The sequence below is a fragment of the Thalassococcus sp. BH17M4-6 genome, assembly GCF_049323015.1.
In the GTDB taxonomy this organism is placed as follows: domain Bacteria; phylum Pseudomonadota; class Alphaproteobacteria; order Rhodobacterales; family Rhodobacteraceae; genus Puniceibacterium.
Genome location: NZ_JBMPGU010000004.1, coordinates 330,814 through 350,673, shown reverse-complemented (window position 1 = coordinate 350,673; position 19,860 = coordinate 330,814). Strand labels below are relative to the sequence as shown.

The following is a 19,860-nucleotide window of genomic DNA, read 5'->3' as shown; positions in this document are numbered from 1 at the left end:
CTTTATGTCTGTCACGCGGCACGCGCGCGGAATTTCGCATAGTGGCGCAGCCAGGTCTCGGCAAAGCGCATCACGTCGTTTTCTGTCGTCTCCGGCCCCAGACTGACGCGGATGGCGCTGGCGGCGGTCGTATCGTTATATCCCATGGCGCGCAGCACCCGGCTGGCGCGGACCTTGCCGCTGGAACAGGCCGATCCGGCGCTGATCGCGAACCCGGCCAGGTCCATCTGCATCACCTGCGTTTCCCCCTTCCACCCGGGCGTGGCAAGGCAACTGGTGTTGGGCAGACGGCGCGCTGATTTCCCGACAAAAATAGTCTCTTTCGCGTCAGCCTCAATAGCGGATTCTAGAATGTTTCTAAGTTTTTCGATCCGCGCCCAGACGCCGCTGTCCAGATCACGCACCGCCGCCTCGGCCGCGGCGCCGAAACCGGCGATGCCAATGACGTTCTCGGTGCCGGACCGGCGGCCCATCTCCTGCCCGCCACCTTTGATCTGCGCGGACAGATCGGTGCCGCGCCGCATCACCAGCGCGCCCACGCCCTTGGGCCCGCCCAGCTTGTGCGCCGACACAAAGGCCATCCGGCAGCCCATCCAGTTGAAGGCCAGCGGCAACCGCCCAAGCGCTTGCGTCGCATCCACCGCCCAAAGGCCCTCCGGCAGATCCTGCACCACCCCGGTTTCGGAATTGGCCGCCTGCAGAACCGACCGTGCGGGATCGGCCACCGTCACCAGCCCATCGCGCGAGACCGCCAGGTCCGGGGTGATCCAGGCCGCCACGGCATCATGTTCGATGTCCGCCCCCGACAGCCCCTGGCCCGCGCAGGCCAGCGCCGCCGCCTCGGTCGCGCCCGAGACAAAGACCACATCCGCGCCGTCGGCGCCAAAGGCCGTCGCCACCTGCGCCCGCGCCCGCTCCACCAGCGCCTTGGCCGCGCGCCCCTCGGCATGGACCGACGACGGATTGCCCGCCACATCCATCGCGGCGATCATGGCGGCGCGCACCTCGGCCCGCAGAGGCATGGTCGCATTGTGATCCAGATAGACCCGGCTCACCCCCAGGCTCCCTTCTTCTTGGCAAAATACTCCCGAGAGCACGAGAGGCCGGCCTCGCGTATCGCGTCAGCGATCATGGCTCGTCCACCACGGCGAAAAGGTTCGGCACCGCCGGACAGGGGGCAAGGTCGTTGCCCACCACATCCGACAGCCGCGTCTGGTGCAGGAAGACATAGACATGCGCGCTCAGCCCCTCCCACAGCCGGTTCGACAGCGATTGCGCCCGGCTGCCCGAAAGACCGCCCGACGCGCCGGCCCCCTTGTGCATGGCATCGACCGTTTCATCCACCGCCGCCAGGATATCCACCACCTTGATATCGGTGGACGGGCGCGACAGGCGGTAGCCGCCCCCCGGTCCGCGGACCGAGGTCACCAGATCGGCCCGCCGCAGCTTGACGAACAGCTGCTCCAGATACGGCAAAGAGATGTCCTGACGCTTGGCGATGTCGCCCAGGGTCACAAGCGCGCCCTCCGGCTGCAGGGCAATGTCCACCAGTGCGGCCATGGCATAGCGGCCCTTGGTACTCAATTTCACCGCAATACCCCCTCGTGCCCCGCCGCGCGACCGATTGACCTTGTCCACATCTGCGCTTATCTGCCAGAGATGCGCAGCCGGAGCGATCCGGATTTAGAACCGTTCTAAGGTGCCCGAGCGAATGCGTCAAGAATTCGCGACCCGGACCGCACCGACAAGGAGCTTGCCCGTCTCATGCCCGAGGTGATTTTTCCCGGACCCGAAGGCCGCCTCGAAGGCCGCTACCACCCCCAGAAAGACCGTGACGCGCCGATCGCCATCGTGCTGCACCCGCATCCGCAATTCGGCGGGACGATGAACAACAAGGTGGTCTACAACCTGCATTACGCCTTCTACAACATGGGCTTCACGGTGCTGCGGTTCAATTTCCGGGGCGTCGGTCGGTCGCAGGGCGAATATGACCAGGGCGTGGGCGAACTCAGCGACGCCGCCTCGGCGCTCGACTACCTGCAGTCGATGAACAACAATTCCAAGCATTGCTGGGTCGCGGGCTTTTCCTTCGGCGCCTGGATCGGCATGCAGCTTCTGATGCGGCGGCCCGAGATCACCGGCTTCGTCTCGGTCAGCCCGCCCGCAAACATGTATGATTTTTCCTTCCTCGCCCCCTGCCCCGCGTCGGGCCTGATCCTGAACGGCACGCACGACCGCGTCGCCCCGCCCGCCGACACCAAGTCGCTGGTCGGCAAGCTCAAGGAACAGAAGGGCATCACCATCACCCACGAACAGGTCGAAGGGTCGGGCCATTTCTTCGAAGACCCGTATATGGAGCCGATGATCGGCACCGTCACCGACTATGTAAAACGCCGCTTGACCGAAAACAGCCGCTGACTGGAAAGGAAGACCCCGATGTCGTTCGTCAACGAACTTGCGGACAAGCTCGCCGAGGACACGTTCAAGGCGATGAAGGAATTGGGGGATGACCGGTTCTATATGGAGGTGGCCAAGGAATTGGCGGCCTCCTCGACCACTTTGGAGGAGGCGTTCCTTACCTCCGTGCGCGTCCGCATGGCCGAACGCCGGGCCCGCGTTTTCATCGAACGGCGCCTGGCCGGGCAGGCCAAGGATCAGGACGGCTGACGCCTCGGCCCTGACGCGGCCCGCCGTTTCAGGGCCTCAGAAATGGATGGCGCGGTCCCAGGCGTCGAGCACGGATTCGTGCATCATCTCGCTCAGCGTCGGATGCGGGAAGACCGTGTTCATCAGCTCGGCCTCGGTGGTTTCCAGCTGCCGCCCCACCACATAGCCCTGGATAAGTTCCGTGACCTCGGCCCCGATCATATGCGCTCCCAACAGCGCGCCGGTCTTGGCGTCGAAGACGGTTTTGATCATCCCCTCCGGCTCGCCCAGAGCGATGGCCTTGCCATTGCCGATGAACGGAAAGCGGCCGACGCGGATGTCATGGCCGCGCTCTTTCGCCTGCGCCTCGGTCAGGCCGACGCTGGCGATCTGCGGCTGGCAATAGGTGCAGCCCGCGATGCTGTCGGGATCGACGCCGTGAGGGTTACCGCCCGCGATGCGTTCGGCCACCATGACACCTTCGTGGCTGGCCTTGTGGGCAAGCCAGGGCGCCCCTGCCACGTCGCCGATGGCATAGATGCCCCCAACCCCGGTGTGGCACATCCGGTCGGTCACGATATGGGTCTTTTCGACCCTGACCCCAAGGCCTTCCAGCCCGATGTCCTCCACATTCCCGACAATTCCGACCGCCGATATCACGGTATCGAAGGTCTTTCTCGATGGTGTCCCATCTTTTTCGATCTCGGCGACAACGTGATCCTTCTGCCGGTCCAGCCCGGTCACGACCGCCTTTTCGAGGATCGTCATGCCCTGCTTCTCAAACGCCTTGCGCGCCATCGCGCTGATCTCGGCATCCTCGACCGGCAGGATACGGTCCATCACCTCGACCACCGTCGTCTTGGCCCCAAGCGTATTGTAGAAGCTCGCGAATTCGATCCCGATGGCGCCCGATCCGATGACCAGCAGGTCCTTCGGCATGTGCGGGGGCTTGAGCGCGTGCTTGTAGCTCCAGACCCGCGCGCCGTCCCCCTCCAGCCCTGGCAGATCGCGCGCCCGGGCTCCGGTCGCGACGACGATGTTGGGGGCCGACAGGGTCTGCGTCTTGCCCTCGGCCTTGACCGTCACCCGGTCCGCCGCGTCCAGCCGCGCCGTGCCCATGATCGCCGTGACCTTGTTCTTTTTCAGCAGATGCCCGACGCCCGCATTGAGCTGCCCGGCGATGGCGCGCGACCGTTTGACCACCGCGTCAAGATCATAGCTGACGCCGGTCGCCCCAAGCCCGAAATCCGCCGCGCGGTGCATCAGGTGAAACACCTCGGCCGAGCGCAGCATTGCCTTGGTGGGGATGCAGCCCCAGTTGAGGCAGATGCCGCCCATATGCTCGCGCTCGACGACAGCCACCCGCAGACCCAGCTGCGCGCCGCGGATCGCGGCGACATAGCCGCCGGGACCCGCGCCGATCACGATCATGTCGAATTCCGTCGCTGCCATGCGCCCCGCCCCTCCGCCTTTGCGCAAAGGCTAGCCCATCGCCCCGCAGGCGGCAATATCAGGCGGGCTGCTCGAACTCGCGCAAGGTGCGGCCATAGCCGCCTTCGCTGACATAGCTGATCTCGGGGCTGGTGCTCTTGCGGCTCAGCGCCTCGTTGCGGGTGGGGAAACGTCCGAACTGGCGGATCACCTCGCGGTGCGCCTTGGCGTGCAACAGGTTGCTGCCCCCGCCCATGCGTTCGTTCATCAGCCGCACGCAGCGGTCCTGATCGCACAGATTTTCCGAATGCATCAGCGGCATGTAGAAGAACTGCCGCGCCGGGATGTCAATCTTCAGGTCCCAGCCGCGATGGATCGCCTGTTTCGCCGCAGCGAGCGCCACCGCATCCGAGGCAAAGCTTTTACCGGTGCCGCGGAACATGTTGCGCGAAAACTGGTCCAGCAGGATGATATAGGCCAGCGACCCGCTGGGATAGGTCAGCCAGAGGGCGAACCGCCCTTCCATCGCATCGTCCCAGGTCTGTTCGAACCGGTCGCGAATGTCCGCGTCAAGCGCGGGGTCGGACTTGTACCAGCCGTCCGGTCCGATCTCGTCAAGCCAGTAACTCAGTATTTCTTCGGGACCGGCCATTTCGACCTCTCCTTTTGCACCGCATGTTCTATTTTGTAACAGGTTAACGACACCCATCCGGGGTTCTCCAGTAACTTTTGGTGTCAGACCGACACACGGCGCACCTTGTGGCTTTTTGCGCTCATGCGGCGTCGCTTCGGGCCGCTTCGGCGGCCTCTGCGGCATCACTGACATATTCCTGCGCGACTTCCATGAAGACAGGCGAGCTGGCCTGGCTGATCGGCGCGAATTTGCCGGTCTCGTCCACGGACGGGGCCGCGCGCCGGGTCATGCGCCAGAGGCCGTAGGCCGTCAGCGTCAAAAGCAGCGCCGCAATCAGGATGAAGAAGCCCTCGGGCCCCACGGTGTCCATCGCCCAGCCGATGATCAGCGGCCCGGTGATCGCGCCCAGGCCATTGATGAACAGCATCCCCGCCGACGCACTGGCCATATCCTCATGCCCCAGAAAGTCGTTGGTATAGGCGATGAGCAGCGAATAAAGCGGATTGGCCGCGCCGCCGATCAGGAAGGCCGACGCCAGCAGGATGGTGAAGCTGGAGCTGAAGAGCACCGCAAAGGTCGCGGCGAGCCCGCCCAGAAAGGCCACCGCCGTCACCAGCCGCCGCCGGTCCATCCGGTCCGACATGTAGCCCAGCGGATATTGCAGCAGCATCGCGCCCACGTAGAAGGCCGCCACGAAAAGCGAGATCTGCTGCAGGCTCAGCCCCGCAGCGGTGCCATAGACCGCCGACATGCCGAACTGCGCCGCAAAGACCCCGCCCAGCAGGAACATGCCCACACAGCCCAGCGGCGAGGTGCGGAAGAGCTGCATCAGGCTCATCCGCTTCGTGGACTCGAAGGCCGGTGTCGGGCTGATCGACAGAAGGATCGGTGCAAAGGCGACCGACACCGCCACCGATCCGATGACGAACAGCAGAAAGCCCGACGCATCCGGCACCAGCAGGATGCCCTGCGCCGCGATGATCCCGACCATCTGCACGATCATGTAAAGCGAAAGCGCCTGGCCGCGCGTATCGTTGCTGGCCGAATTGTTCAGCCAGGATTCGGCGGTGACGTAGACGCCGCAGAAGCAAAAGCCGATGATCACCCGCCCCACGGCCCAGACGATGGGGTCGGGAAAGGCCGGATAGAGGATCAGCACAGCCGAGATGAACGACCCCAGCGCGGCGAAGACCCGCACGTGCCCGACCCTGCGTATCAGTTCGGGGGTAAAGCGCGACGCCAGCAGGAAGCCGGCGAAATAGGCCGACATGACGATCGACATCTCGAAGGCCGAAAACCCCGCCTCGCCGCCGCGCACACCCAGCAGTGACGATTGGAGGCCGTTTCCCAGCATCAGCAAAAACATGCCCAGCAGCAGCGCCCAAGAGCTCTTCAGAACCTCGAACATCGGTCTATCCTTCTTTGCCCGCACCGGCGGGTTGGTTTGGCCCCGGGCTAGCGGGTGACGCCGGTGCCTTCGCGTTCGAATGCGACACCCGGCCCATCTTTTTGCGCCCACTCCCACGCCCCCGGGTCGGCGGCAAGCCGCGATCGAAACGGGCCGCTGCGACGTTCTGGCGCAGATTGCCAACCCATCCGTAACAGCCCGATCACACGATAGCAAAAACCGGTGATCGTGCGGATATCTCCGGCCAATTCATTTCTGAATTCCGGGATTGCAGAATCCCCCAGAATTACAATTCATGGTGGAAATATGAAAGTTTAATAAATCAAATTTATATATCAATAGGAGCCACCAAAATCGAGCCAACCCCCAATTAAACGATCTGGAACATTCTCTGAATGAGATCCAATTGCTGCGGATGGCGCCCCTGGCGGGTCAATTGAGGCGGCTTTGTGGTTCCGGAACAATTTCCTTGAAATCCATTTACTTGCGCAGGCATCCTTGGAAAAATCGCGCGAAGCCTTTCCCATCGACACGGACCCGAGGGCCACGAACGCCGCGCGGCAGGACCACACCGACCGCCGATACCTCAGTAAAATAGAGTTATCCGCGTGGGCAAATGCCCAAACTATGATCATGAGATCAAATGCCGATCACTCAGAAAACCATTCGTATTATTTTTTCAGAAAACCAATCATTTAACATAAGGATGACGAATTGCGGCAAAATGGTGTCGATATTTTCCAAAAGTTGCCTGAATTCAGGACTATTCAATCACCCAGACTTTACGAGTGTGTCTGCCTATAAACTTAACTGCGTTAAAGGTTTCACCATGCCGTATGGATCATCCGTGCACACGATACTCGCACGTTTCAAAAAAGATGAATCAGGGTCGCAGACCGTCGAGTTCATTATATGGACTCCGCTTCTGACGGCCACGCTTTTGCTGATCGTCGATTTCTCTTACCTGATGGTGTCGAACGCCAGCATGTGGAATGCGGCGCGCAATACCGCGCGGGCGGTCTCTCTTCACCGGGTCATGCCGAACGAGGCCGAGGTTTATCTGCGCGAAAACCTGTTCTTCGATGACGCGCCGTATGACGTGACGGTGCGCGCCCAGGGCGACGAGGTCGAGGCCTTCGTGAGCGTCGATACGGCGAAAACCGCGCTTACCCCGGTTCTGGGTCGGTATGTCGTCGGCACGATGGAGGCGAGGGTCACCATGCTGAGGGAGCCGGAATGATGCTCCTGTGCCCCAGCCTTTTGCGCCGCGCCCGCAACGACGACGGGGGCGGCACCCTCACGAGCCTTTTCATGCTGGTGACCTGCCTGCTGCTGGGGGGCGGCGCGGTCGACGTCGCCAATGCCTGGCGGGTGTCCGAAGTGCTGCAATCCACCGCCGAAGCCTCGGCCATCAGTGCGGCGATCCGCGCTTCGGAACCGGTTCGCGGCGAAACGCCCCGGTCGGTGGCACAGCGCGTCGCCCGGATCAGCCTGCGCGAGGCGAAAATCGAAAACGCCTGGAACGACGAAAGCTTTGAACTGGGCCATGTGGCGCCAGACAGCCGCGCGTTCACGCCGCTTGATCCCGACGCCGATCCGCGCAGCGCGACCGCCGTCCGCGTCACCCTGAACCGCGAAGACCGGTTCGACACGGCCGAACCGCTGCTTTTCGTCAAGCTGTTCGGCTACGATCCATGGAACATCAAGGGCCGGGCAGTGGCACAGATCCGCACCCGGGCCGAGCTGACCTGCCCCGATCCGCTTCTGTCGCTGCAGACGCGGGTGGATATGTCATCCAAGAACGTCTTTCTGGGCATCTGCCTGATGGCCGAGGCCGAGGTCGATTACGGCGCAAAGCCGGTGTGGAAGAACGGCTCTGTCGACCGGCTCATCAACCAGATCCTGATGCAGGGCCTCAACCTCGACAGGGTCAACCTGTTCGGCGGCCCTCCATCGCTTCGAAAGGCCGATCTGCGCCGCGTGGCAGAGACCGCGACACAGAACCTCAAGCTGGACGATCTGGACGACATCCAGGTCCTGAGCGACGGCAGCTTTTACGTGAACTGCGAAGACAACGAGGTGCTGCGCTTGGGCGACGGCTTCGTGCTGCAGAACGCGGCGATCTTTTCCGAATGCCCGGTGCGGTTCGACGGCGAGGTGAAGCTTCAGGCGTCGCTGGTGGTGTCCAACCTCACTTCGCTTTTGCGCGATCTGCACCAGGTGTCGCTGCGGCCCGACGCGATCCTCACCGGCTCTCCGGCCTGCGCGCCGGGCAACGGGGTGCGCATCCTGCTTTACGTCGACGCCGCGGCGATGGCCAACATCCCCGCGCTGATGTCGACCGACTCGCCGCTCGGGGCGTATCTGGATCACACCGTGGCCGAAACCGGCGGCGCGCTCAGCCAGACGCTGGGGGTTCTGGGCGGGATCGTGAACCCGCTGGTGCAGGATATCTCCGAAATCACCACGAATCTGCATCTGCTGCCGATCTGCTTCAACGCCCGCACGATGCTGCAGTCCGACACGATCGTCCTGCGCTGACCGCGCGGTCACGGGATCAGGAGGGACGCGTCACCGTACGAGAAAAAGCGGTAGTCCTGCGCGATGGCATGGGCGTAAATGCGGCGCACGCGGTCCTGCCCCATGAAGGCCGAGACCAGCATCATCAACGTCGATTTCGGCAGGTGAAAGTTGGTCATCAGCGCATCGGTCACGGCAAAGTCGAAGCCGGGATAGATGAAGATGTCGGTCTCGCCCTCCCAGGGCGCGATCTGGCCCGTCTCCCGTGCGGCGGTTTCAATGAGCCGCAGCGCGGTTGTGCCCACCGGAACGATCCGCCCGCCCGCGGCCCGGGTGGCCGCGATCTCTGCCGCGGCCTGCGCCGACACCTCGCCCCATTCGGCGTGCATCCGGTGGGTGGTCACATCCTCGACCTTGACCGGCAGAAAGGTCCCCGCGCCCACGTGCAGGGTCACGTGCGTCATCGCGATACCCTGCGCCTGCAACACTGCCAGCAGCGGATCGTCGAAATGCAGCGATGCCGTGGGGGCCGCGACGGCCCCGGGACGCCGCGCCCATACGGTCTGGTAGTCGTCCTTGTCGCGGGCGTCGGCGGCACGTTTCGCGGCGATGTAAGGTGGCAGCGGCATCGCCCCGGCTTCGGCCAGCGCCGCGTCGAAATCATCCCCCGTGAGGTTGAAGCGCAGCGCCGCCTGGCCGTCGTGCCGGGCCTCGAGGATCGCCGACAGGTCGTTGGAAAAGCGGATCTCCTCACCGTCGCGCACCTTTTTCAGCGGCTTGACCAGGGCGCCCCAGGCGCCGTCGGCGCGCGGCACCAGCAGCGTCACCTCGATCCGCGCCTGGGTGTCGCCCGCGTCGCCGCTGCGATGGCGCAGGCCGCTCAGCCGGGCGGGGATCACACGGGTGTCGTTCAGCACCATCCGGTCGCCCGCGCGCAGCCACTGGCCCAGATCGCGCACGACCGCATCTGTGATCGCATCGCCCTGCGCCACCAGCAGCCGCGCCGACGACCGCGGGCTGGCGGGCCGCGTCGCGATCAGCCGCTCGGGCAGGTCAAAGTCGAAATCGCTGAGGCGCACGGCATGGATCCTATTGCGAGGGGCGCGAGGTGTCGGGCGGCGCGCGCCGGAAAATCTCGCGGAACATGCCGGGGGTGAACACCGAAAGCGGATTGACCGCAACCCTTGGCTGGGTCGTCGGCCCGCTGAGGGTAAAGTTGAACCCGATCAGCCCCTCGCCCTTGCGCGTGAGGAAGCTGCCGATGGAATTAAGCACGTAGATCGGCGACACAACGCCCTGCATGTCCAGCTGCTTGGTCCCTAGGTTGTAATAGCCGTCCATCGAAATCCCCATCGACGGGCCGGTGGCGCTGGACTGGCTCAGGATCACCTGGCTGGGGGTCAGGCGGAATCGGGCGTCGACCTCGCTGAAATAGATCCCCGGGCCTTCCAGCTGGTCCAGCAACCCCACGACGCTGATCGCATCCAGCAACGACGCGATGGCCGGCGCGTCGCGCAGGCGCGGCTCGCGCACTTCCAGCGCGCCGTCGTACTGCCCCTCGGTGCCCGGCACCGGGGTCAGGTTCAGCGTCAGCGCCCCGCCCTGCACGTTCTGCAAAAGCCCTGCCGCCGCCAGCACCCGGCCTGCATCGTCCGCGGCGATGCGCACCGCGGTGCGGCCGTTCTGGGGCAGCACCTGCCCGCGGATCGGCGCCTTGCGGCCCATCTGCGCGGTGAAATCGCCGCGCAGCCCGCCGCGCGTGTCGAACCGCCCGCGAAACGCCTGCAGTGTGATCCCGCTCGAAATCTGCAGGCTGTCGAGCGCGAGAGTGATCGGCCCGCCGCCCCCGCCCGCGCCATTTCCCCCACCGCCGCCAAACGGTGCCTGTCGCAGGTCCATCCGCCCGCCGGACACAGTGATCGCCGGGGCCGCCCCCCGGCCCCGTCCGACCAGCGTCACCGGCGCATCCAGCCAGCCGCCCAGCCGCACCCGGTCCAGCACGATCCGGTCAAGCTGCGCGCCCGGCCCCAGCACCACGCGCCCCGAGGTGTTGAGCCCCGCCGCCACGATCGACAGCGCGTCGATGCGCGGGGTGCTGCCCAGCGACCCGCGCACGGCAAACCGGCCGGTGCCGCGCGGGCTCAGACGCCAGCCCACCTGAGGCAGCGACAGCCCCACCCCCGCCAGCGTCGAGGTCATGGAAAACGCCGGGGCCTGCCCCTTGGCCAGGTCGATCTGCACCGTGCCCCGGCCCTGCCCCGACACCATGCCCGGCGGCAGGCTCACGCCAAGCGCGGCCAGGCTTTCGGGCGTAATCGTCACGTCGCCGTTCACCGTGCTGCCCAGCCCCGGCTGGCCCAGCGGCTGCGTCCAGCTGCCCTGAAACGGCACGCCCGACAGGGTCACCGCCCCGGTGATACGCAACTGTTCGGGCGACACGGTCAGCGCCGCGATCTGCGCCGCCAGCGTCCGGTTCGGCACCACCGTGTCGCTGCTGAGGTCGCGCAGCGTCCCGGCAAAGGCGAAATCCATGTCCGGCAGCCGCAGCCCCTTGCGCAGCGGCAGATGCAGCCAGCCCGTGACCTCGGCGCGCCCCTCGGCCAGATCGACATCGCGCCCGGCCCTTTGCAGGACCGAAAGCGGCTCCTGATCCAGGAACGACAGAAAGGCCGTGACCGCGCCGCTGGCGGCCAGCTGCACCTGGCCATCGGCGGGCTTCCGGCGGGTGTCGGGGACGACGAAGGTCGATCCCGCGATGTCGATTGCGCCGCCTTCGGGTGGCACGATGGTTCCGGCCTCGGCCATCACGGACAGGCGGTTGTCGATCAGCGTGAACTGTCCGGCCCCGCCGGTGATGCGCGGCAGCGTTCTGGCAAAGCGGACATCGGCATCCTCGAACGCGAAATCGATGTAAAGCGCCGGGCGGCTGTCCGGCTCTGCCCGCACCGCGAGCGTCGCGTCGCGCACCATGGCGTCGCCCACGTTGTCAAGGAACCAGTTGCGGGTCTTTGCCGCGACGGCGGGCGGCCAGTAGGCCGCGACCTGCGCCGGGGTTGCCCGCGCCACAGTGCCGTCAAGCGCCGCATGCCAGCCGTCGCTGTCCGCCGTGACCTCGCCCTTCAGAAACACCGGCAGGTCGGGATCGTCCACCCGCATCCGCCCCAGCGTCAGGCGGAACGGCGCAAGCTCGAGCCGGAAATCCATCTCGGCCCGGGCCAGGGTCACATCGGTGTCCAGAAACCGGCCCGGATCGGCCTGCAGCCCGGTCAGGGTGAACTGTCCCAGCAGCGCCTCCGGCAGGCCCTGATCCAGCCCTTCAAGGATGGCGCGCCCCTCGACGCTGGCCGACCCAAGCGCGCTATCGACCGAGATTTCCGCGAATTCCAGCGTGTCGGTCGCGGGATCGTAGGTGAAATAGGTGCGCGCCCCGTCGAACGGCACGGGCTGGGCGCGGTCGTTGGGCTGCAGCACGCCCTGCCCGATCTGCAAGGTGGCGTTCAGCGGCCCCAGCCCGCCGGCCTCGTCCAGCCCGCCGCGCAGCGCGCCCGAAATCGGCGCGCGCAGCGCCCGCAGCCAGGCCAAGGCCGGGCTTTGCGTTGCGATATCGACGGAATAAAGGTCGTTGAGCGCAAGGCCAAAGTCCACGTCGCGCCGCCCGATGGCGCTTTCGGCATTGACCGAAAGCGACGCCACGCTGTCGCCGCCCCCCAGCACCGCAAGATCGGCGCTCAGCCGCAGCACGCCGCCGCTGCGCTCGATCCGCAGCCGCCCGCCATCAGCGGTCCAGCTGCGGCGGGCGCGCGCATCTTCATAGCGCAGGGTCAGCGCGTCGGCGGAAACCTCGCGCAGCGCGGCCAGCCGCGGGTCGGTCAGCAACCGGTCGACCTGTGCGATCAGCGTCGGCACGTCGGGGCCGGTGCTGCTGGGGTTGAAGGCCTGCCCCAGCGCGAGGCCCAGCCGCCCGTCCACGTCGCGCTGCAGGGTGACAAAACCGCCCGACAGCCGCGCCTCGCGCAGCGACAGCTGCCCCCGCAGCAGCGCCCCGAAGGACAGCGCCGCCTCGACCTCGGACAGGGTGGCGACAGGGCTTCCCTCGGGCGTGGCGATATCGACGTCCGACAGACGCACCCGCGCTAGCCCGTCGGGCTGAAACACGACCCCGACGCGGCCAAAGCGCAGCCGGACGCCCGGCGCCGCCTCGGTCAGCCGCGCCTCGATCCGGGTTTGCAGCCAGTCGGGGGCCGTCACGGGCCGCCCCACCGCTGCCCAGACCGCCACCGACAGGCCCGCAAGCAGCAGGCTAAAGGCCATCAGCACCCACAGCCCGGCCTTGCGCCGCCTGCGGGGCGGCGGCACATGTCCGGGGGGGATCTGATCGCTCACGGTTCCTTGCGCCTCATGGCTTTACCCTTGCTGCCCCCGTTCTAGTATGAAACCCCGAAGCGTAGAAAGCATTACGGAGCATCACCCATGGCGGATATGGCCCCCGATTTCACCCTGCCGGTCACCGGCGGCGACGATGTGACCCTGTCAAAGCTGCGGCCCAGCCCGGTTGTCCTGTTCTTCTACCCGCGCGACGACACGTCGGGCTGCACCAAGGAGAACGAGGCCTTCACCGCCCTTCTGCCCGCGTTCGAGGAGCTTGGCGTCAAGGTTTTCGGCATCTCCAAGGACAGCATCGAAAGCCATGACAAGTTCATGGCCAAGAAGGATCTGACCGTGCCGCTGCTGTCGGACGAAAATTCCGACGTCTGCGAGCAATACGGCGTCTGGAAGGAAAAGAAGATGTACGGCAAGACCTTCATGGGCATCGAGCGGTCGACTTTCCTGATCGACGGGCATGGTGCGATTGCGCGCAGCTGGCCCAAGGTCAAGGTGCCCGGCCATGCCGAAGAGGTGCTGGAGGCGGTGAAGGCGCTTTAGACGTGTCCGCCGTGCAGACCCTGTCCGACATGGCGGTCGAGGTTCTGACCACCGCCGACGGGCGCGCCAAGACCGCCTTGTCACGCCGCCATGCCGCCACCTGGTTCGCCGCCCGCGCGGCGGATCGGACCCTTCCGGTGGGCAGCGCGCAGCCCCCCCTTCGCCCGGCGCGACCAGATCGGCCCGAGTTGCTGGACCCGCGCGACGTGCCCAAACGCAAACCCGGCAGTCCGCAGGGCCGCATCGCATTGCTTCACGCGGTCGCGCATATCGAGCTGAACGCGGTGGATCTGCACTGGGATATCATCGCCCGCTTCGCCGCCACAGCGATGCCGCCGGGCTATTACGACGACTGGGTGCGCGCGGCGGATGAGGAATCAAAACATTTCAACCTGATGTGCGACTGCCTCGAGGCCGAGGGCAGCCATTATGGCGCCCTACCCGCCCATGCGGGCATGTGGCGCGCCGCTGAGGACACCGGCGACGACCTGCTGGGACGGCTCGCGGTGGTGCCCATGGTGCTCGAGGCGCGGGGCCTCGACGTGACGCCGGGCATGATTGCGCTCTTTCGCAAGGCCGGGGCCGACGGCGCTGTCGCGGCGCTGGAAACCATCTATGCCGAAGAGGTCGGGCACGTGGCCTACGGGTCGAAATGGTTCCACTTTCTGTGCGGGCGCCACAACCGCGACCCCAAGCCGGTCTTTCACGAATTGGTCCGGAAATATTTCCACGGCCCCCTCAAGCCGCCCTTCAACGACGAAAAACGCGCCGAGGCCGGGCTGCCGCCGGATTTCTACTGGCCCCTGACCGAAGCTCAAGAGCGCTGACGAAGCCCTTGGTGTCGGCGGATTTTTGCCAATTGGGCACAATTGCGCCGCTGCCTTCGAATCATTGCGCCAAAATTGTTGCGAAAAAGTGAATGGATGGGTAAGCCCCGTACCCAAGGCGCCACGGAGGGGGAAACCGAGCGTCGTAATTGGGACGGGAATGAGGGACAGGAACATTGAGAACGCGTTTCGCGATCAAGACACATGCGCTGATGGAACGGTATTTTCCCGAGCGTCGACTGTTCCTCAGGTCTGACAACGATACCCGCTTCATCCGACTTAAATCCGAAACACAGCTTCTGGCCTTTGCGGGCGGCGCGCTGGTCGTCTCCTGGACGATCGTGGCCACCGCGATCCTGCTCATGGACAGCATCGGCGCGGGCAACTTCCGCGAACAGGCCAAACGCGATCAGCAAACCTATCAGCAGCGGCTCAACGACCTGAGCCAGGAACGTGACGCCCGCGCCGCCGAAGCGCAGGCCGCGCAGGACCGGTTCAACACCGCGCTGCAGCAGGTGTCGGTCATGCAGTCGCAACTGCTCGACTCCGAAACCCGCCGCCGCGAGATCGAAACCGGGATCGAAGTGATCCAGGCCACGCTGCGCGACACCATGAAGCGCCGCGAAGAGGTCAGCGCCAAGCTCGCCAGCCTGCAGGCGCAGATCAACGGCGACGGCACCGCCATCGCCTCGGGCGGCGGCGACGATGCGACGGTCGAATTCCTCAACAAGGCGCTGGCCCAGACCGCGGCAGAGCGTGATCGGGTCGTGGCCGACGCGCAGGACGCGCTGATCCGCGCGGACGAGATGGCCACCGAAATCCGCCTGATGGAGGAAAAGAACGACGCCATCTTCCGCCAGCTCGAAGAGGCGATGACCGTGTCGGTCAAGCCGCTGGACAAGATGTTCGAAGCCGCAGGCATGAACCCCGACCGGATCCTGAACCAGGTCCGCCGCGGCTATTCCGGCCAGGGCGGTCCGCTGACCCCGCTGTCCTTCTCGACCCGCGGCGAAGATCCGTCGCCCGACACGCTGCGCGCCAACCGCATCCTGGGCGAAATGGACCGGCTGAACCTGTACCGCATCGCGGCACAGAAGGCGCCTTTCGCCTCGCCGCTCAAGGACGCGTTCCGCTTTACCAGCGGGTTCGGTTATCGCTGGGGCCGACTGCACGCAGGCACCGACTTTGCCGCCCCGCACGGTACCCCGATCTATTCCACCGCCGATGGCGTCGTGGTGCACGCGGGCTGGCAGTCGGGCTATGGCCGTCTGGTCAAGATCCAGCACGAGTTCGGCATCGAAACGCGCTACGCGCACATGTCGAAAATCCGCGTGAAGGTCGGCCAAAGGGTCTCGCGCGGGGATCGCATCGGTGATATGGGGAATACAGGACGGTCGACCGGCACGCATCTGCACTACGAAGTGCGCGTGGGTGGTGAGGCCGTAAACCCCATGATCTATATCAAGGCTGCAAACGATGTTTTCTAAGAGCAAGATCAACGAGCCCGGGCCGAAGGCTGACGAGGCGGCCAAGCCCGCCTCGCCCGAGATGCCGCGCCCGGCCCCGCAGGATTTCAAACCCTCTGCCCCCAAGGCCAAGCCGCCCGCATCTGTGCTGTCCAACGATCTGCACATCACCGGCAACCTCAAGACCACCGGCGACATCCAGGTCGAAGGAACGGTCGAGGGTGACATCCGCGCGCATCTGCTGACCATCGGGGAATCCGCCACCATCAAGGGCGAAGTGACCGCCGATGACGTGGTGATCAACGGCCGGATCGTCGGCCGCGTGCGCGGGCTCAAGGTACGCCTGACTGCCACCGCGCGGGTCGAGGGCGACATCATCCACAAAACCATCGCGATCGAAAGCGGCGCGCATTTCGAAGGCTCCGTGCAGCGTCAGGACGATCCCCTGTCGCAAAAGGGCAAGGCCGCAGCCCCCGCACCGCAGGGCGGTGGCCAGCAGCCGGCCAAGGCACAGCAGAACGGCTGATCGCCCCTGCGTCCGAAGTTTGATTAGGCCGTCCCCCCGGGGGGCGGCCTTTTTCGTTGGTCCGATACGGGGTCGGACGGGCCATTCCCTACCCCCGCGGCCTGCGCACCGGCCAAACCTCGAGCAGCCCGGCGCAAAGCACCAGTGCGCCCCCCGCGATCTCGATCCCGTTGAGCGTCTCTCCGGCCAGCCAAGCGGCGGATGCCGCGCCGACCAGCACCTCGGACATCAGCAGGATCCCGACCCTGGCCGGGTCCAGCCGCGCGGTGGCCCACATCAGTCCCGCCATAGACAGTACCCACCAGAACGCCGCCGCCGCCAGCGCCCAACCCAGCGCCACGGCCAGCCCTTGGGGTGCCATGTCCTGCGGCCAGGGGGCGAAAAGCGGCGCCGCGATCCCGGCCATGACACAGGCCCCGCAGGCAAAGACGAAGGCCGCATCGGGCGGCGCCATGGCGGGCCGCATGCGGATGCCCGTCGTCGCCAGCGACCAGAGCAGACCGGACACCAGCCCGCACCATTCGCCGATGCCGCGCGGCCAGGGCATAGTGCCGCCCGCGCTCAGCATCACCGCCAGCCCGGCCAGGCCCAGACAGATCGCCACCATGCGCAGCCGCGGCGTCTGCCAGCCCAACACGAAGCGCGCCAGAAGCACGCTCCAGACCGGGGTGAGAAAGAACAGCAGCACCACGATGGCCACCCGCCCATAGACCAGCCCGACGGAATAAAGCACGAAGGCCCCGCCCCCCAACGCCACCGCCGCAAGCGCTCCGGGGTCGGCGGCGCGCAGATGCGCCCGCCGCACCAGCGCCACGGGCGCCAGCATCAGCACTGCCAGAAACACGATGGCGAGCGTGCCCCAGGCACCGGCAAGCCCGGCTTCCTCCAGCCTGCGCACCGGCAGCCAGTAAAAACCCCAGAGCACACCTGCGGCAGCGGTGACGAGACTGGCAAAGAGCGAAAGGCGCGCGTCGGTCATGCGGCGGCTATACCCCCGACCGCGCGCCCGGCCAAGACGGTTGTCATCCCGGGGGTCGCCCGTGAAAAAGGCCCGTCAAAAAAGCTGGCCCAAAGCCCCAAGTTGCCCTTCTTACTTCGGCAAAACTTCGCTAGGGTGCGGCACTTTCCCTAAAAACAAACGAAGCAGGCGATGGCAGCGACAAAAGACGGCGGCCCCCAGGGGGCCGCGCGAGAGTGGGTCAAGGTACTGGCCAAATACCGAGAGCCCAATACAGCGCGCAGCCTGTTCGAACTGGCCGTGACCGTGGTGCCGTTCCTGGGCCTTTGGGCGCTGTCGTGGTGGCTCCTCGATCACAGCTATGTGGCGGCCGTGCTGGTGGCGATGCTCAACGGCGGCTTTCTGGTGCGGCTTTTCGGCATCCAGCACGACTGCGGGCACGGGTCGTTCCTGGCCAGCCGCCGCGCGCGCGACTGGATCGGGCGCATCCTGGGCGTGGTGACGGTGACGCCTTACGACGTCTGGCGGCGGGCGCATTCGATCCATCACGCGACCTCGGGCGACCTGTCGCAACGGGGTCTGGGGGATGTGACCACGCTGACCGTGGCAGAGTACCGCGAAAAGGGGCCGCTGGGGCGGCTGCAATATCGCATCTATCGCAATCCGCTGGTGATGTTCGGCATCGGGCCGGTCTACCTTTTCATGCTGCGCAATCGCCTGCCGTTCGGGTTGATGAACCAAGGGCGGCGCTACTGGATCAGCGCCATGGGCACCAACCTGGCCATCGCGCTGGTGCTGGGCGCGCTTGCCTATTTCGGCGGCTGGCAGCCGCTGGTGCTCATCTTCCTGCCCTCGACCCTGACCGCGGCGTCGATCGGCGTTTGGCTGTTCTACGTGCAGCATCAGTTCGAGGATACGCATTGGGACGGGGCCGAGGACTGGCAGGTGCACGAGGCGGCGCTGCACGGCAGCTCGCATTACGACCTGCCGCTGGTGCTGCGCTGGATCACCGCCAATATCGGCATCCACCACGTGCATCACCTTTACAGCCGCATCCCGTTCTACCGCCTGCCGCAGGTGCTGCGCGACCATTCCGAACTGGTCGACTGCAGCCGCATGACCCTGCGCGACAGCCTGAAATGCGCCCGCCTGCACCTGTGGTGCGAAGAGCATCGCAAGCTGGTGACCTTTGCCACCGCCAGACGCGGGGCGCTGGCGTGATCTTGCGCCCCGGCCCCGGTCAGGCCTGAAGCTCGGCGTCCCAGTAGAGGAAATCCATCCAGCTTTCGTGCAGGTGGTTGGGCGGAAACTTCCGCCCCATGTTCAAAAGCTCTTGGGCGTTCGGCTGGCGCGGCGGCTTGCGCAGGCTCAGCCCCACCTGCCGCAGGCTTTTCGACCCCTTGCGCAGGTTGCAGGGCGCGCAGGCCGCAACGACGTTTTCCCACGACGTGATGCCCCCGCTGGCGCGCGGCACCACGTGATCGAAGGTCAGTTCGCTGCGTGTGCCGCAGTACTGGCAGCGGAATTCATCCCTCAGAAAAAGATTAAAGCGCGTGAAGGCCACGCGCTTTTGAGGTTTTACGAAATCCTTGAGCACCACAACGCTCGGTATTCGCAGGGTCATCGAGGGGCTTCGGACCACCTCTTCGTATTCCGAGACGATGTCCACCCTGTCGAGAAACGCCGCCTTGACCGCATCCTGCCAGGGCCAGAGGCTGAGCGGGTAGTAGGACAGCGGACGGTAGTCCGCATTGAGCACCAGCGCCGGATAATGTCGCAGCGCCCCCGGCTCTCTCACAAATGCGGTTCTGAACTCAGCATCCATCTGCGACTCGTCTCCTGCCCTGTCTGCCCGTCGTCCGGCACCAGAGCGGGACACCCCGCCCCAGTTGCGATCACTATATATCGCGGAAGGCATCTGGCAAGCCCCGCAATATGCGGTGTCGTCCTTACGGATACGGCACGGTTGTAACGCCTTTTTGACAGGCATGGCTGACGATATCGCGGGCGCATGCTAGGGTGCGGCCATGTCGCAATCCGACCTGCCGCCCGCCCCTTTGCCGCCCGCGCTGCTGGAAGCCGCGCTATATTGTGACGACCTCGACCGGGCCGAGGCGTTCTATGCCGGGATATTGGGTCTGCCGCGCATCCAGCGGGTCGGGAACCGGCATGTCTTTTTCCGCGCCGGAACCGGCACGCTGCTCGTCTTCAACGCGGATGAAACCGAGAAGCCGCCGACCAACCCGGCGATGCCGGTGCCGCCGCACGGCGCCCGCGGGCCAGGCCATGCCTGCCTTGCCATGCCGGCCGAGGGGATCACCGCGTGGGAGACGCGCCTGCGTGCCGCCGGGGTGGAGATCGAGGCGGATTTCACCTGGCCCAACGGCGCCCGGTCGCTCTATTTCCGCGATCCCTGCGGCAATTCGCTGGAATTCGCCGAGCCTTGGCTCTGGGACGAAAGCTAGAACCGCAGCGGTCTGCGTGATCCGGTCCCGCCGCGCGGGTCTCGTTGATCGTTAGT

The 19,860-nt window shown here is 65.6% G+C and carries 19 protein-coding genes; 10 read left to right on the top strand and 9 right to left on the bottom strand.

Features of this window, described 5'->3' with window-relative positions; all coding sequences use genetic code 11:
- Positions 1-11: 11 nt before the first annotated feature.
- Positions 12-1,055, bottom strand: a complete 1,044-nt coding sequence (locus tag ACOXXX_RS08605) for a cysteine desulfurase family protein (RefSeq protein WP_422826150.1) — start codon at positions 1,053-1,055, stop codon at positions 12-14.
- Between the two features lie 73 nt (positions 1,056-1,128).
- Positions 1,129-1,590, bottom strand: a complete 462-nt coding sequence (locus tag ACOXXX_RS08600; RefSeq protein WP_422826149.1) for an Rrf2 family transcriptional regulator — start codon at positions 1,588-1,590, stop codon at positions 1,129-1,131.
- Positions 1,591-1,764: 174 nt separating this feature from the next.
- Here ACOXXX_RS08600 and ACOXXX_RS08595 point away from each other — a divergent pair, with 174 nt between their 5' ends.
- Both ACOXXX_RS08595 and ACOXXX_RS08590 read left to right on the top strand, forming a co-directional pair.
- Entirely contained in the window at positions 1,765-2,418 is a 654-nt protein-coding gene (locus ACOXXX_RS08595) for an alpha/beta hydrolase (RefSeq protein WP_422826148.1), read from the top strand.
- Between the two features lie 18 nt (positions 2,419-2,436).
- Positions 2,437-2,667 (top strand): hypothetical protein, encoded by a 231-nt coding sequence (locus tag ACOXXX_RS08590; RefSeq protein WP_422826147.1) that lies wholly within the window; start codon positions 2,437-2,439, stop codon positions 2,665-2,667.
- Between the two features lie 36 nt (positions 2,668-2,703).
- Here the strand turns inward: ACOXXX_RS08590 and lpdA are convergent, their stop codons facing one another.
- The 3 genes from lpdA to ACOXXX_RS08575 all read right to left on the bottom strand — a co-directional run bounded on the left by lpdA (position 2,704) and on the right by ACOXXX_RS08575 (position 6,119).
- Complete coding sequence (lpdA, locus tag ACOXXX_RS08585) at positions 2,704-4,098, bottom strand: dihydrolipoyl dehydrogenase (RefSeq protein ID WP_422826146.1); 1,395 nt, start codon at positions 4,096-4,098, stop codon at positions 2,704-2,706.
- A gap of 58 nt (positions 4,099-4,156) precedes the next feature.
- A complete protein-coding gene (locus ACOXXX_RS08580; RefSeq protein ID WP_422826145.1) occupies positions 4,157-4,729 on the bottom strand; it encodes a DUF924 family protein in 573 nt (190 codons plus the stop codon).
- A 121-nt stretch (positions 4,730-4,850) separates the two neighbouring features.
- Complete coding sequence (locus ACOXXX_RS08575; protein ID WP_422826144.1) at positions 4,851-6,119, bottom strand: MFS transporter; 1,269 nt, start codon at positions 6,117-6,119, stop codon at positions 4,851-4,853.
- Between the two features lie 643 nt (positions 6,120-6,762).
- Here ACOXXX_RS08575 and ACOXXX_RS08570 point away from each other — a divergent pair.
- Together ACOXXX_RS08570 and ACOXXX_RS08565 are read left to right on the top strand one after the other, a co-directional pair.
- Complete coding sequence (locus tag ACOXXX_RS08570) at positions 6,763-7,359, top strand: TadE/TadG family type IV pilus assembly protein (RefSeq protein WP_422826143.1); 597 nt, start codon at positions 6,763-6,765, stop codon at positions 7,357-7,359.
- Positions 7,356-8,660, top strand: coding sequence for a pilus assembly protein TadG-related protein (locus ACOXXX_RS08565; protein WP_422826142.1), 1,305 nt, complete (start codon positions 7,356-7,358; stop codon positions 8,658-8,660). The genes ACOXXX_RS08570 and ACOXXX_RS08565 overlap by 4 nt, the downstream gene beginning before the upstream one ends.
- An 8-nt stretch (positions 8,661-8,668) precedes the next feature.
- Here ACOXXX_RS08565 and queA read toward each other — a convergent pair whose 3' ends face one another.
- Both queA and ACOXXX_RS08555 read right to left on the bottom strand, forming a co-directional pair.
- Positions 8,669-9,718, bottom strand: a complete 1,050-nt coding sequence (queA, locus tag ACOXXX_RS08560; RefSeq protein ID WP_422826141.1) for a tRNA preQ1(34) S-adenosylmethionine ribosyltransferase-isomerase QueA — start codon at positions 9,716-9,718, stop codon at positions 8,669-8,671.
- Positions 9,719-9,728: 10 nt separating this feature from the next.
- On the bottom strand, positions 9,729-13,022 hold the full coding sequence (locus ACOXXX_RS08555) for an AsmA-like C-terminal region-containing protein (RefSeq protein WP_422826140.1): 3,294 nt from the start codon (positions 13,020-13,022) through the stop codon (positions 9,729-9,731).
- A gap of 87 nt (positions 13,023-13,109) precedes the next feature.
- On the opposite strand from ACOXXX_RS08555, the gene ACOXXX_RS08550 reads away from it, so the two are divergent.
- The 4 genes from ACOXXX_RS08550 to ACOXXX_RS08535 all read left to right on the top strand — a co-directional run bounded on the left by ACOXXX_RS08550 (position 13,110) and on the right by ACOXXX_RS08535 (position 16,381).
- Positions 13,110-13,562, top strand: a complete 453-nt coding sequence (locus ACOXXX_RS08550) for a peroxiredoxin (protein ID WP_422826139.1) — start codon at positions 13,110-13,112, stop codon at positions 13,560-13,562.
- A gap of 29 nt (positions 13,563-13,591) precedes the next feature.
- A complete protein-coding gene (locus ACOXXX_RS08545) occupies positions 13,592-14,389 on the top strand; it encodes a ferritin-like domain-containing protein (protein ID WP_422826176.1) in 798 nt (265 codons plus the stop codon).
- A gap of 176 nt (positions 14,390-14,565) precedes the next feature.
- Positions 14,566-15,876 carry a DUF5930 domain-containing protein gene (locus tag ACOXXX_RS08540; RefSeq protein WP_422826138.1) on the top strand — a complete coding sequence of 437 codons (1,311 nt, stop codon included), beginning with the start codon at positions 14,566-14,568 and terminating at the stop codon, positions 15,874-15,876.
- A complete protein-coding gene (locus ACOXXX_RS08535; RefSeq protein WP_422826137.1) occupies positions 15,866-16,381 on the top strand; it encodes a bactofilin family protein in 516 nt (171 codons plus the stop codon). Before ACOXXX_RS08540 ends, ACOXXX_RS08535 begins: the two co-directional genes overlap by 11 nt.
- Positions 16,382-16,469: 88 nt before the next feature.
- On the opposite strand, the gene ACOXXX_RS08530 is transcribed toward ACOXXX_RS08535, so the two are convergent.
- On the bottom strand, positions 16,470-17,360 hold the full coding sequence (locus ACOXXX_RS08530) for a DMT family transporter (RefSeq protein WP_422826136.1): 891 nt from the start codon (positions 17,358-17,360) through the stop codon (positions 16,470-16,472).
- A 171-nt stretch (positions 17,361-17,531) separates the two neighbouring features.
- Here ACOXXX_RS08530 and ACOXXX_RS08525 point away from each other — a divergent pair, with 171 nt between their 5' ends.
- Entirely contained in the window at positions 17,532-18,560 is a 1,029-nt protein-coding gene (locus tag ACOXXX_RS08525; RefSeq protein ID WP_422826135.1) for a fatty acid desaturase, read from the top strand.
- Between the two features lie 19 nt (positions 18,561-18,579).
- Here the strand turns inward: ACOXXX_RS08525 and ACOXXX_RS08520 are convergent, their stop codons facing one another.
- A complete protein-coding gene (locus ACOXXX_RS08520; protein ID WP_422826134.1) occupies positions 18,580-19,164 on the bottom strand; it encodes an HNH endonuclease in 585 nt (194 codons plus the stop codon).
- Between the two features lie 202 nt (positions 19,165-19,366).
- Between ACOXXX_RS08520 and ACOXXX_RS08515 the strand changes: the two genes are divergently transcribed.
- Entirely contained in the window at positions 19,367-19,804 is a 438-nt protein-coding gene (locus ACOXXX_RS08515) for a VOC family protein (RefSeq protein ID WP_422826133.1), read from the top strand.
- Positions 19,805-19,860 lie beyond the last annotated feature (56 nt).

Excerpts from the sequence above, each read along its gene's own strand:
- ACOXXX_RS08535 (WP_422826137.1), top strand. The coding sequence starts at position 15,866 with ATGTTTTCTAAGAGCAAGATCAACGAGCCCGGGCCGAAGGCTGACGAG.
- ACOXXX_RS08575 (WP_422826144.1), bottom strand. The coding sequence starts at position 6,119 with ATGTTCGAGGTTCTGAAGAGCTCTTGGGCGCTGCTGCTGGGCATGTTT.
- ACOXXX_RS08580 (WP_422826145.1), bottom strand. The coding sequence starts at position 4,729 with ATGGCCGGTCCCGAAGAAATACTGAGTTACTGGCTTGACGAGATCGGA.
- ACOXXX_RS08515 (WP_422826133.1), top strand. The coding sequence starts at position 19,367 with ATGTCGCAATCCGACCTGCCGCCCGCCCCTTTGCCGCCCGCGCTGCTG.
- ACOXXX_RS08565 (WP_422826142.1), top strand. The coding sequence starts at position 7,356 with ATGATGCTCCTGTGCCCCAGCCTTTTGCGCCGCGCCCGCAACGACGAC.
- ACOXXX_RS08590 (WP_422826147.1), top strand. The coding sequence starts at position 2,437 with ATGTCGTTCGTCAACGAACTTGCGGACAAGCTCGCCGAGGACACGTTC.
- lpdA (WP_422826146.1), bottom strand. The coding sequence starts at position 4,098 with ATGGCAGCGACGGAATTCGACATGATCGTGATCGGCGCGGGTCCCGGC.
- ACOXXX_RS08525 (WP_422826135.1), top strand. The coding sequence starts at position 17,532 with ATGGCAGCGACAAAAGACGGCGGCCCCCAGGGGGCCGCGCGAGAGTGG.
- ACOXXX_RS08550 (WP_422826139.1), top strand. The coding sequence starts at position 13,110 with ATGGCGGATATGGCCCCCGATTTCACCCTGCCGGTCACCGGCGGCGAC.
- ACOXXX_RS08545 (WP_422826176.1), top strand. The coding sequence starts at position 13,592 with ATGGCGGTCGAGGTTCTGACCACCGCCGACGGGCGCGCCAAGACCGCC.
- ACOXXX_RS08520 (WP_422826134.1), bottom strand. The coding sequence starts at position 19,164 with ATGGATGCTGAGTTCAGAACCGCATTTGTGAGAGAGCCGGGGGCGCTG.
- ACOXXX_RS08595 (WP_422826148.1), top strand. The coding sequence starts at position 1,765 with ATGCCCGAGGTGATTTTTCCCGGACCCGAAGGCCGCCTCGAAGGCCGC.
- ACOXXX_RS08530 (WP_422826136.1), bottom strand. The coding sequence starts at position 17,360 with ATGACCGACGCGCGCCTTTCGCTCTTTGCCAGTCTCGTCACCGCTGCC.
- ACOXXX_RS08570 (WP_422826143.1), top strand. The coding sequence starts at position 6,763 with ATGCCGATCACTCAGAAAACCATTCGTATTATTTTTTCAGAAAACCAA.